Origin of the sequence: Terricaulis silvestris, from assembly GCF_009792355.1 — a bacterium.
GTDB lineage: Bacteria > Pseudomonadota > Alphaproteobacteria > Caulobacterales > Aquidulcibacteraceae > Vitreimonas > Vitreimonas silvestris.
Genome location: NZ_CP047045.1, coordinates 3,340,193 through 3,354,981, shown reverse-complemented (window position 1 = coordinate 3,354,981; position 14,789 = coordinate 3,340,193). Strand labels below are relative to the sequence as shown.

Annotated in this window: 5 protein-coding genes; all 5 read left to right on the top strand. The window is 62.2% G+C overall.

What is annotated here, in order from left to right; genetic code table 11:
• The first annotated feature begins 101 nt into the window (after positions 1-101).
• The 5 genes from DSM104635_RS17125 to DSM104635_RS17105 all read left to right on the top strand — a co-directional run bounded on the left by DSM104635_RS17125 (position 102) and on the right by DSM104635_RS17105 (position 14,744).
• A complete protein-coding gene (locus tag DSM104635_RS17125) occupies positions 102-668 on the top strand; it encodes a toxin-activating lysine-acyltransferase (RefSeq protein ID WP_228445741.1) in 567 nt (188 codons plus the stop codon).
• 325 nt (positions 669-993) lie between these two features.
• Positions 994-3,156, top strand: a complete 2,163-nt coding sequence (locus DSM104635_RS17120) for a type I secretion system permease/ATPase (RefSeq protein WP_228445740.1) — start codon at positions 994-996, stop codon at positions 3,154-3,156.
• 10 nt (positions 3,157-3,166) lie between these two features.
• Positions 3,167-4,558, top strand: coding sequence for an HlyD family type I secretion periplasmic adaptor subunit (locus DSM104635_RS17115; RefSeq protein ID WP_158767382.1), 1,392 nt, complete (start codon positions 3,167-3,169; stop codon positions 4,556-4,558).
• Positions 4,555-4,962: a hypothetical protein gene (locus DSM104635_RS17110; protein WP_228445739.1), complete on the top strand. Its 408-nt coding sequence runs from the start codon at positions 4,555-4,557 to the stop codon at positions 4,960-4,962. The genes DSM104635_RS17115 and DSM104635_RS17110 overlap by 4 nt, the downstream gene beginning before the upstream one ends.
• A gap of 11 nt (positions 4,963-4,973) precedes the next feature.
• Positions 4,974-14,744: an SPM autocatalytic domain-containing protein gene (locus DSM104635_RS17105; RefSeq protein ID WP_158767380.1), complete on the top strand. Its 9,771-nt coding sequence runs from the start codon at positions 4,974-4,976 to the stop codon at positions 14,742-14,744.
• Positions 14,745-14,789 lie beyond the last annotated feature (45 nt).

Here is a 14,789-nt window from a genome sequence, read left to right as displayed (position 1 = left end):
GGAAGGCGTGGACACGGTCCACCTTGCGCGCCGGATCGCCGCGCGCGATCTTTGCAGCCCGCGGATTTATCGTAGGACCGCGTTGGGAGATGTTCGAAGGCATGAGCGAAAGCACAAAACAGCCCGCGCCGGGAACGCCGCGCACAATTGCCGAGGCGCTGGGGCAGATTACCTGGGTTCTCTCCCAGTCTCCGATCCATCGTGAGCTCAAGATCAAGGATCTCGAGTGGGCGTTCATGCCGCCGATTCTCCATGAGCAGTTCCGGCTGTTCCGCTTCGGTCCGCTGCCTGGAAGTGAAAACTTGGATCCCGCCGAATTCGCCAAAGTGGGGCTGACCAAGGAAGGCCTTGAACAGATGCCGCTGGGCGTTGCGATCTGGGCCAAGCTTTCGGAAACGGCCGAGGCCAAGCTCGAACGCGGCGAACGGCTAGACGCCGGCGAATGGCGTTCAGGCGAACGCGTCTGGCTCGTGGAGTTGATCTCGCCGTTCGCGACACCGCAAAACAAACTTTCCGAAGCCATGCTGATGGACCTCATTCAAGGTCCTTTCCGCGAAACCGCCTTCAACCTCCATCGCACCGATCCGAAGACCGGCCGACGCGACAAGGTTCACATGGCTAGTCATCTGCAGACCGGACCTGCGGCGCCCGGCGCCAAGCCGAACTAGCTTGCGCGTAGCGTTGGCGCGTTGGCCGACAGGCCGCGACCTGCTGTTAGACTGCGCGGCTGCGCATAAAGGAGCTGTGATCGCTGCCGCGTACTCGCGGCGAGCGGAGATACCTCATCTACGGTATTGGGAATGAAGGTTTTGCGACAAGCACGTTCGCGGTTTCGCAGTCCGCTGCGTTGCGATGGCGCCAAGTCGAATTTTCCACAGCTTTAGCCGCCTCACACTCTTCCTGTCGCGGGCGCGGTCCGGAACACTCGCTGTGCGGTTGAGGGGTGAGGCGCTCGATTTTTTAATCGGTTGCGTGCGGCGAGGGGATGCCGGCGTGGAAGAGGTGGGTGGATCACGTTCGGAAACGGACGTTGGCGGAGACACGGCGCTCCAAGCCTTCGTCCTGATGCTGAGCTTTTTGCAAAAGCCGGCAGATCCCGATCAATTGCGTCACGCCGCTGGCAAGGGTGGGGCTGCACTCGACGGGTCCGACCTATTACGCCTCGCCAAACAATTGGATGTGCGCGCGCGCGAAGTGAGCGTGGCGGCCACAAAGCTTCATCGCCAGCCGCTACCGGCGATCGCCTCGTCGCCGGATGGACATTTCTATCTCATCTTGCAGGCGACCGCGGAGAAGGCGCTCGTCTTCAATCATGAGGCTGACAAGCCTCAAGCGGTGCCGATCGCGACGCTGGCGGCGAACTATTCCGGCAAACTGCTCTTGATGACGACGCGGGAGCGGGTGGCAGGCGTTGCCCGGGCCTTTGACGTCACCTGGTTTATTCCGTCGCTGGTCAAGTACCGCCATTTGCTCCGCGACGTGCTCGTGGCGTCCTTCTTCATCCAGATCCTGGCGCTCATCAGCCCGATCTTCTTCCAGATCGTCATCGACAAGGTGCTGGTCCACAACGGCATCACCACACTTGAAGTGTTGGCGATCGGATTCCTGTGCGTCTCGATCTTCGACGTCGTTATGGGGGGCTTGCGCACCTATCTCTTCAGTCACACCACCAGCCGCGTCGACGCCGAATTGAGCGGGCGGCTTTTCTCACATCTGACGCACCTGCCGATGGCATATTTCCAAGCCCGGCGCGTCGGCGATTCCGTCGCGCGGGTCCGCGAATTGGAAACCATCCGCGAATTTTTGACGTCGTCGGCGCTGACGGTGGTGCTCGATATCTTTTTTGCCATCGTCTTCCTCGCCGTCATGTTCGTTTATAGCCCGTGGCTCCTGCTGATCGTTTTGATCACGCTGCCGCTCTATGCGGGCGTCTTATGGCTCGTGGCGCCCATGCTGCGCCGTCAACTCGACGACAAGTTCGCGCGCGGCGCCGAAAACCAATCATTCTTGGTCGAGAGCGTAACCGGCATCGAGACCATCAAGGCGGCCGCGGTCGAACCGCAGATGCAGCAGCGCTGGGAGCGCCAGCTCGCGGGTTACATTCAATCGGGCTTCAAGGCCGCAATGCTCGCCAATTGGGGCCGTCAGGCGATCGAACTCATTCAAAAGCTTGGCACGGTGGCGCTTCTGTTCTTTGGCGCAAAACTCGTCATCGAGGGCAAGTTGACGGTCGGCGAACTCGTCGCGTTCAACATGCTGGCGGGCCAAGTTGCGGGGCCGATCCTGCGTCTTGCTCAATTGGCGCAGGACTTCCAGCAAGCCCGGATCGCGGTCGATCGCCTAGGCGATATTCTAAACTCGCCAACTGAGCCCATCATGTCGGCCTCGCGTGCAAGCCTTCCAGAGATCAAAGGCGGCGTCAGTTTTGAAGGCGTGAGCTTTCGCTATCGACCCGATACGCAAGAAGTGTTGCGCGGCATCGATCTTCAGATCGCGCCGGGCGAGATGCTGGGCATTGTGGGACCCTCTGGATCAGGCAAATCGACGCTCACCAAACTGGTGCAGCGCCTGCAGACGCCCGAGCGCGGACGCGTCCTGGTCGACGGCGTCGATCTCGCCATGGTCGATCCGGCTTGGCTCCGCCGCCAAGTCGGCGTGGTCCTGCAGGAGAACCTTCTCTTCAACCGCACTGTCCGCGAAAACATCGCGCTCGCCGACCCAGCACTGCCGATGGAAAAAGTCGTGGAGGCCGCCAAGCTCGCCGGCGCGCACGAATTCATCTTGGAGCTACCGGAAGCCTACGACACGCATATTGACGAACGCGGCGGCAATCTCTCCGGTGGCCAGCGCCAGCGCATCGCCATCGCGCGCGCGCTTGCGATTGATCCCAAGATTCTGATCCTCGATGAAGCGACTTCGGCGCTCGACGCCGAAAGCGAAGAGATCATCCAAACCAATCTGGCCGCGATCGCTGAAAGCCGTACCGTCATCATTATCGCGCACCGTTTGTCGGCGGTTAGAGGCGCAGACCGCATCGTCACATTGGAACGGGGACGGCTAACCGAGATGGGAAGCCACGAAGAGCTGATGGCCAAGAACGGCCGCTATGCGCAGCTCTACAGCAAACAGATGGGCCTAAAGCCCATGACGGCGTGAGGAGGGGTCCATGGGTCTCATGCGCCATGTCAACGTCTTGCGGGAGAGCTTGAAGGCTGCGCGCGACGTCGAGCGGGTCGAGCGCGCCAATGACAATACCGCATTCTTGCCTGCTGCACTCGAGGTGTTGGAGACCCCGCCCAATCCGCTGGGGCGGATCGTGCTTTGGGTCATCATGGCGTTCTTATCGCTTGCGCTCGCTTGGGCGTGCTTCGGCCAGATCGACGTCGTCGCCGTGGCCCAAGGTCGCGTCATCCCAGACGGGCGCATCAAGACTATCCAAGCGCCCGATTCCGGCGTCGTGCGCGCAGTCTATGTCCACGACGGTCAGCGCGTCGCCGAAGGCGATCCGCTGATCGAAATGGATCCAACCGTCTCCGCGGCCGAACTCGAGCGCGCGCATGAAGCGCTGTTGGTGGCCCAAATCGATCGAGCACGCGCGGGCGCGCTCCTCGATCACGCCAATGGGCGGCGCGCCGCCGTCGAGTGGCCCGCAGGTCTCGACGACGCGACGCGGGCCACCCAAGACGCCATCGTGAGTGCGCGCATTGCTGAACATAGCGCTAGGCGCGTAGGCCTCGCCCAAGAGCGCAGTCAGCGCGCCGCCGACCGCGCCATGGTGGCGGCCGACATCGAGCGCATCGAGCAGCAATTGCCGCTGGCCGAGCAGCAGCTGCAGTCGTACCGCGACCTTGAAGCGCGGGGCTTTGCGCCGCGCTTACGGGTCGCCGAGGTCGAGGAACGCACGATCGGCATGCGCCAGGACCGCGTCATCCGCGGTGCCGAGCTGAGGCGCGCGGCTGCAGCCGAAGGCGCAGCAGCGACCCAGCTTGCCAGCCTCGACGCCCAGTTCCGGCGCGAAGCGCTCGACGCGTTCAATGAAGCCGACGCCACCGCGCGGCTCCGGCAAGAAGAGTCCAATATCGCCGCCGAACAGAACCGCCGCACGTTGTTGCGCGCGCCCGCGGCCGGCATCGTGCAGCAATTGCAGGTGCACACCGTGGGCGCGGTGGTGCGCCCGGCGGATGCGCTGCTTGTCATCGTGCCGGAGGGCTCGACGCTCGTGGTCGACGCCATGGTTTTGAACCGGGATGTCGGCTTCGTGCGCGAAGGCCAGCCGGTGCGCGTTAAGCTCGAAGCCTTTCCGTTCACACGTTACGGCGTTGTCGAAGGACGCTTGACGTTCTTGAGCCGAGACGCGGTGCAGGACGAAGAGCTTGGCCTCGTATTTCCAGCGCGCGTTGAGCTTCAGCAATTCTCGATTAATGTCGGCGGACGCGCGACGCCGCTCAGCGCCGGGTTGGCCGCGACCGCGGAAATCCGCACCGGACGGCGGCGCATTATCGAATTTCTGCTCTCACCGCTGCAACGGCGCGTCGAAGAAGCGGGGAGAGAGCGATGACATTGGCCATGAAGGGGAAGCTCGTGACGCAACGTGTTTGGCAAGTCTTGGATCCAGGTCCCAGCGCCGTAACCGGTTGGACGGCGACCGCCGATGATGGCTCGAAAATCACTCATCTGCATGCGCGTACGGACGGGCCCGAGCGCGTAACATCGTATCGCTATCAATCGCCGCTCTGTCAGTTCGATTTTCGTCTCCTCGAGCGCGGCAATCCGAACGTCATCAATCCCGCGGAAGTCGTCTTCATCTTTGATGGCGCATTATTGGCGCTCGCATCATCCGTCCCCGCCAATCGGCTGGCCCAGATAAGAGCCGACGTCATCGATGGCGTCACAGTCTTGAACAGAACGCTCTCGTCCGGGCGGCGTGACTTCGCGCTCTCGCGTGTTGTCGTACAAAATTAGGGGGCGAGGCGATGTCAGTTCTGAGCGATCTCCTCGTCCGCATTCAAACGGCCTCGGCGTCTGTGGCCGGGCGCACCGCGGTGTTCTATTCAGGCGGCAACGGCGCAAATCAGAATCTCGCGCTCAATTGCGTCAACTCCTACCCTAACCAATATTACAGCATCCACGACACCGGCGTCGGCGCTATCGGCGGGGAAGCCGACGCGCTCGTGATCCGTGGTTTGCTGACCCGCGCGGAAGCCGACGCAGTTTGGAGAGCTGCGTCGACAAAGTTCGCGATGGCCGCCGAGGGCGAGGTGATCGCGTTCGTAGAAGGGGCTCTGCCGTCGCGAACCTTCTCCATGGTCGAATTGCCGATCCTGGTCAGCAAGGGCAATGTCACAATCAACGGCATCGCCGTCGAAGCCTGGGCCTCGAGGCTGGTCCCAGCCGATGGCGGCGGCTTCCAGTTGTTGTTCCTCGCCGACATCTTGACCCAACTGGCGGCGGTTCAAGATCTTTGCTTGCCCCCCAGCGGCGGCGCTGGCGCAACAGTCACCATTTTCGACGACGCGATGACGGGCCGCGCGCCGCTCGGCGCGCCGCGTCCGCGTCCGGCCGACGAAGATTCCGAAGGTTGGGCCTCAACGGTTGGGATCGTAGGCGGCGCTGTCGTGCTTGGCGTTCTTGTGGTGGGCGGCATTATCTTCTTCCCAGAAATCGTGGCCGCCGTTGCTTTGTTTGGCGCGCTCGGAACAGCGGCCGCCGCCGCTGAAGAACCGACGCCGCCCCCGCCCGGCGCCAGCCAAGACTTGATCTCGGCTTATGAGCGCGAGCGAACGCTTTATGCATCGCTTCAGGCGGCGCCCGAACTCGCCTACGTGATGGCGAAAAGCGCCGTGCTGCAAGGCAACGCGCCAGCGGACCTGCTAAACCAGATCCCGCCCGAATACCGCACGACGATGCGGCTCCAAGCCATGGTGGACGAAGCCGACGGGCCGCTCGTTGTGGATATGCCCGACGGCCGTGGCGGATCGGTTCAACTGACGCTCGAACGCAACAGCGAAGGTACGATTTTGTTGACGGCGTCCGACGGCGTCCACACCACGGCCTACACGCTCGACACCGCAACGAACACTCTCGTCGATCCTGTCGTCGAAGTGAACGATGACGCGCTCGATGATCTAACGCTCATCTCCGAGCTGACGCTTCCCGACGGCGGCCATGTGCTCAAATTCGACGGCGTGATGAACGGCAAGGCCGCAAGCTACAAAGTCTATCGAGCCTGGGCGCCAAACGACAATACCAAGGACATCGTTGTTCGCCTGCCGCTCTATTCCGCCGACGGCAAGGATTGGCGGACGGTCTCGAACGCGCCCGCCAGCGCGCCTGGACACAATTGGACCATCGAAGTCGTTGAAATCACCAATGGCGACGGCAGCGTCACCACCCAACGCTCGGCGACGGCGTCAGAGGGCGCCCCGGAATCAGCCGAGATCGCAACAGGCCCCGAACTCAATATATCGTTCGCGCAGATCGGCAGCATTTTCGGCTCCAACCTCGCGCGGCTCATTCCGACCGACGACATCTGGACCGCGACGCTCGCAGGCACGCTGATCGGCACCATTGGGCTCAACCTCGGCCAACTCATAGACGACGGCGAAGCTTTGGCCGGCGTGCCCGCGGCGGTCGCGGACAAACTCAGCGGGCCCTTTGAAGGCTTCTCCAACGAATTCATCCAGAACCTGCAAAACAGCGCCGCCGGCGTCATCTCTTCGATCCTGGTTGCCGATCTGATCGACGCCATGGGGCTCGAAGGCACGCTTTACGGCGATTGGCTGCAAACCCATCACGCGGCGTATCTCACCCAAGTCATCACCCACCTGCCGCAGATCCTGACCGGAGACTTCACCAGTCTAGCCGAGGTCAATCCCGCCAATCTGATGGGCGGGTTCTTGGGCGCGAAGCTCGCTGCCGAACTCGTTCAGTTCGAAAGCATAGGTGGTCAAATCGGGGCGGCGGTCGGCTCGGCGATCGGCACCTTGTACGGTGCCGACGCGCTCATGAAGATCGGCTTGAGTGTTGGCGGACCGGTTGGCGCCTTCATCGGCGCTTTCGTCGGCTACCTGTTGGGCGGGCTCATCGGTTCGCTCTTTGGCGGCACGCCGAAATCGGGCGCGGCGCTGGGATGGAACGAACACGACGGGCGTTTTGCGGTAGGACGCGTCTGGTCCAAGAACGGCGGATCGAAGGACAGCGTTCGCGCCATCGCCAGCCAAGTTGGCGAAGTGTTGAACGCGGTCATCGCCTCAACCGGTGCGCGCGTCACCGATGTCGCGGGCGTGCAAACGGGCGCTTACGACACCAAGGGTTCGAAGTTCATCTATAAGGCAAGCGCGTCGGGCAATTATGCCTATAGCTCCAAAGACGCACAGAAGATCATCAACCACGGCACGTTCATCGCGCTTGCCGATTTGTCTGAACGGCTGATCGGCGGCAACGTCTATGTCAAGCGCGCCGTAATGGCGACGGTCAAAGAAGCAAACGGCAATCCCGACAACAATTCCGCTTATTCGGCGGGCGATTTTGAAGCCGAGACCTTGTTGGGCAACATTGCGGTCGCCCAAGACTTCGCGAATTATCTGACCAATTCCGCGTTCGTGAATTCGCTGATGGCGGCGCAAGCGACAAGCGGTTTCGCCGCGACCTGGCTTATTACTCTGGCGCAGGCCCAGGAATTGGGCATTGACCGGCGTTGGAAGAGCGATTGGTTGGGGGGCTGGGCCGCGTTCTTCGATGAATCGTTTGACGCCAAACTCGACGGCGTTGCGTTTGCGCCGTCGAATGTCTTGCTTGAGCTCGATCCCGAGACACGCGAACGCCTGTTCGGCTTCATCGACGGGGATGGTGCGGTCATCGGCGTCCTTGGCGATACGATCGACAGCGGCTCGAAGGATTGGATTCGAGGAACCTCAAATGCCGATACGCTGACCGTCGCCAACGGGTCGATCACGTTGACGAGCGCTCACCAACTCAATGGTGAAGTTGCAACACCGGGCGCTCACGCTATTCGAATCGCGGCGGTCATCGATGGCGGTGCCGGCAATGACACGATCCGCGCTGGCGATCAGGGCAACGATCTCATCGGCGGCGACGGGGGCGATGTGTTGATCGGCGGCGCGCTCGACGATTGGATGTTCGGCGGCGAAGGCGCCGACAAACTCTTTGCGGGCGCCGTTAGCGATGGAAACGTGACTGAAAGCGCTGCTATCGCGATAGACAGCGGCAACGGCAATTATCTCGAGGGCGGCGGCGGAGACGACCTCATCTATGGCGGAACAGGCTCCGATTGGCTGAACGGCGGTGATGGTGTTGACCGGCTCGTCGGCGGCGCGGGCGGTGATATCCTAAATGGTGGAGCAGGAGACGATCGCGCAGGCGTGGGGCTCGCGGCCATTCTGGGCGGAGCGGGTTCGGACCAATACGTGTTTGGTCTGGGCTACGGCAAGGATGTCATTTTCGACGAGAGCGATCCTGCAGGCGGACCGGGTGGGACCGACTCGTTTGCAGCGCGCATGGCCGCATTCGCGGCCGGCACTCAAGCGCGAAACTGGGCGGGCGGCGGCGATTATGTACAAAATGGCGATGTTCGCGGCGGCGAAGATGCCATCGTGTTTGCGCCGGGCATGGACATTACTAATATCGTCTTGAAGCGCTCGGGGACGGCGCAGGCGCCGGGCAATGATCTCATCGTTCAGCTTCAGGTCGAAGTGAATGGCGTGATGACGCTGACGGGCGACGAACTCGTCATCAAGGATTGGTTCAATCAGACCCGCCGGGTGGAGTGGTTCCGCTTCGCCGACGGCGAAGATATCAGGATCGGTGACCTCTCGAGCTTTACCGTCGGCACCGGCGGCAACGACGTCATCATCGGCACCTCCGGCGCCGACTTCGTGGTGGCGGGCGCTGGCGACGACACTGTTTACACTCTGGCCGGCGACGATTTCGGTTTTGGCGGCTCCGGCTCTGACTTCATCTCGGGCGACGGCGATAGCGACATGGTCGCGGGCGGCAGCGGCGACGATATCGTCACCGGCGGTACGGGCCTCGACACCGTGTTCGGCGATACGGGCGACGATCAAGTCTATGGCGGCGCCGATTCCGACATCATCGCAGGCGGCAAAGGCGCCGACCTCGTCGTCACAGGCGCCGGCAACGATGTTGTGCGCTATAATCGCGGTGATGGGGCCGACACGCTGATCGATGAATACGTCAACAACTGGGAAACGGTTTTCCAGAACGGCGTCTACGTCAACGGTTATGCGCTGCAGTCCAATGGCACCGTGACCAAGGGCGGTGTCGTCTATTTCGACGGCTCGGAATGGCTTGGGCGCTACGATTGGGTTCAGTCGACGAACACGCTGAAGCGCCAAGTCGGCGCCGTCAGCGGCGCGATTGCGGCCAATAGCGGGACCGACACGCTAGAGTTCGGTTTCGGCATCGACATTCAACATCTGGAATTCCGCCGCGTCGGCAACGACCTCGACATCGCGATCCGCGAAAACGACAGCGACGTCACACCGTTTGAAAACGTAGACGACCGCATCCTGATCAAGGATTGGTTCGCCGCGGGCGCGATCGCATCGATCGAGAAATTCGTCTTCACCGAAATCGGAACGGTTGTGACCACCTCCTGGTCGATCGGCGCAGGCACGGGGATCGCCGACACCACGGCCGGCGGGACCGGCGTCGACTGGATGACCGGCAGCGACGGCGACGACATCATGGACGGCGCGGGCGGCGCTGACATCCTCTATGGCGGCAACGATCACGACACCATCAAAGGCGGAGACGGCGCCGACGTCATCTATGGGGGAGACGGCTCTGACATTCTGAATGGCGGCTTGCTCGCCGATCAATTGTTCGGCGGCGCGGGCATTGATCTCGCGTCCTACGCCAACTCAACCGCGGCTGTCATTACAACCCTAGGCCCGCTCCAAGCCGGTAATGGCGAGGCCGCGGGCGACAAGTATAACAGCATCGAAGGTCTAGAAGGTTCGGCCTTCGCCGACACGCTAACCGGCAACGAAAACGCTAACGTGTTGCGCGGGCTTGTGGGTGCGGATCTGCTGCGTGGCGGCGCCGGCGACGACACCTACGAATTCTTGATTGGCGCGGGCGCCGATACCATCGCTGAAGGCGCGATCACGACCCAAGAGATCGTGAGCGCAGCGGGCGTGCTGGCGAGCGGCTACACCGTGTCGTGGCAATTGATCGGCACCGAGGTCGACGAAGAGAGCAATTGGAAGCCGCCTTATAAATCCTGGGCCTGGTACAGGCTCATCGTCACTCAGGTCGTCAACGGCCAGACCGTCGAAATCTATCGTTCCAATGACTTCGCCGACTTCGAATATTACGGAAACAGTGTCGGCGCCATGCCGCAGCCCTCACCGACGGTCTGGCCGTTCAGCGCTGCGCAATGGAAGAACGGCGTTGCGCGCACCGGCAACGGCTACCAGGTCGGACGAGAAATCGTGGGCACGGGCGAGGGCGGGGCGGACTCAATCGAGTTTGGCGCAGGCATTTCGCTGGCACAGCTCTCGTTCCTGCGGGAAAACAGCAACGCAGATCTTCGCATCACCTACGGTGCAACCGATTCCGTTCTGATCTCAGGACAGAGCACCGCGGCAAAGGCTGTTGAAACCATCCATCTCGATGATGGCCTTGTCATCGATCTGGTAACGGTCCGCGCCGGCGCGGAAGTCGCAACCGCCAACGCCGACGCCATGTTCGGCAACGCGTCGGCCAATACGCTTGCTGGGCTCGCCGGCGATGACATTTTGTCGGGTGCGGCGGGCGACGACACCTTGCAAGGCGGCGACGGTAACGATGTCCTCGAAGGCGGCGCGGGCGCCGACCTTCTGGATGGCGGCAGCGATGAGCAAACCGCAGGCGTGGCCTTAAGCGCGGCGCAAGGCACTTGGGGCGACACGATCCGCTATGTTACGTCGAGCGCAGGGGTCAACATCGATCTGACCAGCGTCGATCCGGCGAACGCGGCGCGCAGTCTTGCCTTCACTGGCGGCGACGCGGCCGGCGATAAAATTGTTCGCGTGGGCGGATACTCAACTATCGAGCACGTCACCGGCAGCCAGTTCAACGACACCATCGTGGGCGATGCCCGTCATAACCGGCTCCAGGGCTTGGATGGCGTCGACACCATCTCTGGACGCGGCGGCGATGACGTCATCGCGGGCGGCGCGGGCAACGACCTGCTCTATGGCGAGGCGGGGGCAGACAACATTATTGGCGGCGATGGCGTTGATACCGTGAGCGGCGGCGATGATGACGATGTCCTTATGGGCGATGCCGGCAACGACACGCTAAATGGCGACGCCGGCAACGATATGGTCGTGGGTGGCGACGGCGACGACACCGTCGCGGGATCGACAGGCGACGACACCTTGGCCGGCGGAGAGGGGATCGATCTTCTGCAAGGCGGCGACGGAAACGACCAGCTCGCGGGCGAGGCGGGCGCCGACACGCTCCAAGGCGGCAATGACAATGACGAATTGCTCGGCGGCCTCGGCAACGATGCGCTTCAGGGCGGCGCTGGCGACGACGTTTATGTGTTCGAAGCCGGCGATGGCGCAGACATCATCACCGATACGGCGGGCGTCAATACCATCAAGCTTGCGGGCGTTCCCGCGTCAAAGGTCTGGCTCGCACGCGTTGGCTTTGACTTGAAGATCGGGATCATCGGCGAAGATCCCGCATCGTCCTCGATCACCGTCGCAAACTATTTTGGCTCGAGCTCGCCTGGGCTGATCAAAAGCGTCGAAGCGTCGGATGGGACGATCTACCTAGCTTTCGCCGGACCGCTCATCACCGCGATGACCGCCATCTCGACGGTGGCGCCTGCTTCCATGCCGCAATCGATCGCAAATCTCTCCGTCGGGCTTTGGCACATCGGACCGGTCGCGCCATTGGCGCCCGATCAGTCGCTGCAATTGGCTTGGAACACGGTGCTCAACGGCAATGCAGGCGCCATCGATCATGACCAAGACATCTTAGCCAATGGCTACACGCTGTTCGACGCCGCCGACCATGGCGCGATCAACTTGAACGCAGCGACCGGTGCTTGGACCTACACGCCTTCAACCGATTGGGTGGGAGAGGATAGTTTCAAGATCAAGATAACGGACGCGGCCGGTCACGAAGTGATTCAGACCGTCGCCGTCGACACCTTGTCGCCGACCCAGCCCATCGCGCCGACGACGCCCACAATCGTGTCTCAGCCTGTCACCAACGTGCAGGACAGTGGCGTGAACGGCCAGGTGGTGGCCACGCTTGCAGCAACCGATCTCAATGGACCGGCGCCAAGCTTCAGGATCAAGAATGGTCCGAGCCCCTGGTTCGAGATCGTCGGCAATGAGCTTCGCTTCAAAGCCAATGTCGCCACCCTCGACTATGGAACGACGCCCGCCATCTCCGTCGATGTCGAAGCCTGGGACGGCGCGCTTGCTTCACCAAGCGTGCGCCACATTAGCGTCAACGTAATCGAGACCAACACCGCGCCCACCATGAACGCGCAGAGTTTCTCGGTGGACGAAAATATGCCCGGCGCGGGCCAAACCACGATTGGTACGCTGGCCGCGAGCGACTTGGACGATTATGCCGGCAACAAGCAGCTCCGATATGAGCTGACGGGCGGCGACACCAGCGTCTTCCAGGTCAATGCCGTGACCGGCGAATTGAAACTGCACGGTGCGCTCAATTGGGAAGCGCAGACGAGCTACTCGGTGTCGGCGAGAGTGTGGGATGGCGGCGCGGTGGGCCAAGGTCTGGCGTCATCGCCGGTCACGATCACGATCAACGTCAACAATGTGAACGAGGCGCCCGCGCCCATCTTCACGCCGAGAGAAGTCTACATCCCGTACAAGGGGATTTATAACACCTGGACCGAGCTCACCTTCAACGATCCAGATACTTATGCGCCGTTCCAAACCACTATTGCTTCGGTCGCCATCACCAGCGTCATCCTACCGCCCGGCGTCAGTGCGACGTTCACCAGCACATCGGTCACGTTCGCCTCCGGCGCCACCATCGACGTCAATCGCGTCGGCACGCAGCAGAAGTGGAATATGGACGCTTCCGGCGAGGATCCAGAGGAGTATGTGCCCACGCCGCCTGCTTTCGACATGGTGTTGACCATCACCGATAGCGCCAATGTGGCGCGTCAGTACACCGTCCATCACGCGGGCGCGGAGTTTGGTCTGGCTGCGCCGATTGTGTTGGATCTCGACGGCGATGGCTTGGAGCTTTCCTCTATCGCCACCAAACAGATCTATTTCGACATGGACGGCGACGGCCAAGGCGAGCGCACCGGCTGGGTCGGCGCTGACGATGGCATCCTGGTGCTTGACCGCAACGGAGACGGCGCCATCACCGAACGGGGCGAAATCGCCTTCAATGAAGATGTCGCCGGCGGCCAGACCGATCTTGAGGGGCTCTCGTCCTTCGACACCAATTTGAATGGCCGCTTCGATGGAGGTGATGAACGCTTCGCCGACTTCAGAATTTGGCGCGACCTCAATCAAGACGGCGTCAGCCAAAGCGAAGAACTTCAGAGCCTCACCAGCGTTGGCATCGCATCCATTTCGCTGACGATCGAAGAGACGGGCGCGGTGCGGGAGAACGAGTACGACAATCTCGTCATCGGCAGGACGGTGTTCTACCGCGCCGACGGCAGCTCGGGCGAAGTTGGCGACGTCATGCTAGCGTTCGTCGCCGAAGAAACTGGTTTCGATGTCGCAGGTGCACTCTTGCCGCCCATCGTGTTCGATCTGAACGGCGACGGCGTGAAGCTGCTTTCGCGCGGTCAATCGAAGGCCAGGTTCGACGCCGATGGCGATGGCGATGTCGAGCGCACAGGCTGGTTCAGCGCAGGCGACGGCGTCTTGGCCCTCGACCGCAATGGCGATGGTCTCATCAATAACGGCCTTGAGATATCGTTCAAACAAGACCTCGCCGGCGCGATGACAGACCTTGAAGGTCTCGCCGCCTACGATTCCGACCTGAGCGGCAAAATCGACGAGGGCGACGCGGCGTTCGGGACGTTCCTGGTCTGGCAAGATGCCAATGGCGATGGCGTCAGCGAAGCGGGCGAATTGAGATCGCTCGCGGATGCGGAGATCGCGTCGATCGGGCTGACCCGCACGGAAGCGCCGGCGCAACGGAGCGGCGGCAACATCGTTCATGCCTACGGCACATTTGTGCGAAGCGACGGCCGCGTCGGTGAAACCGCCGATGTCAGCCTCGTCTATGACGCCGATATGCCCGCCACGGCAGAAGACCGGCCAAGCCGCACCGCCGACGAGCGTGCGCGCGCCAAGCCTTTTGCCGTGCCAGGACCCGGTAAGTCAGCGTTCGCTTGGATGGGCGCAGGCGGCGGCGATGACAACGGGCTTGCCGATGAATGGTTGTCGCGCAACAGCGCGTGGGCGTCGAAGAAAAAGACTCAGCGCTTGAGTGACCCGCTGCGCTCAGCGTTGAGAGAGCCTGATCCTGTGACGGCACACGCAGCCTCGGCGCCCGATGATGCCCGCCCCGCGTTGGGAGCGGGGCCTGCGCAAGCCTCCAGCTTGCACCAGGGCCTGGGCGTGCTCGACCGACGCGTGCTTCATATGGTCAACGCGATGTCGACCTTCGATGTGAAGTCGTCGGCTGACTTGGCGCGCGGCGGCAAGCGCCGTGACGCCCGTGTGGCCGAGCTGCTGACCACGATCCCAGACGGCCGCTGAGGGAGCTGGGCGCGAGCGCAGGTAGCGAGGGGGAAGCGGAAGCTA

Bases quoted from the DNA above. Each gene is read 5' to 3' on its own strand.
- DSM104635_RS17105 (WP_158767380.1), top strand. From the start codon at position 4,974: ATGTCAGTTCTGAGCGATCTCCTCGTCCGCATTCAAACGGCCTCGGCG.
- DSM104635_RS17125 (WP_228445741.1), top strand. From the start codon at position 102: ATGAGCGAAAGCACAAAACAGCCCGCGCCGGGAACGCCGCGCACAATT.
- DSM104635_RS17115 (WP_158767382.1), top strand. From the start codon at position 3,167: ATGGGTCTCATGCGCCATGTCAACGTCTTGCGGGAGAGCTTGAAGGCT.
- DSM104635_RS17110 (WP_228445739.1), top strand. From the start codon at position 4,555: ATGACATTGGCCATGAAGGGGAAGCTCGTGACGCAACGTGTTTGGCAA.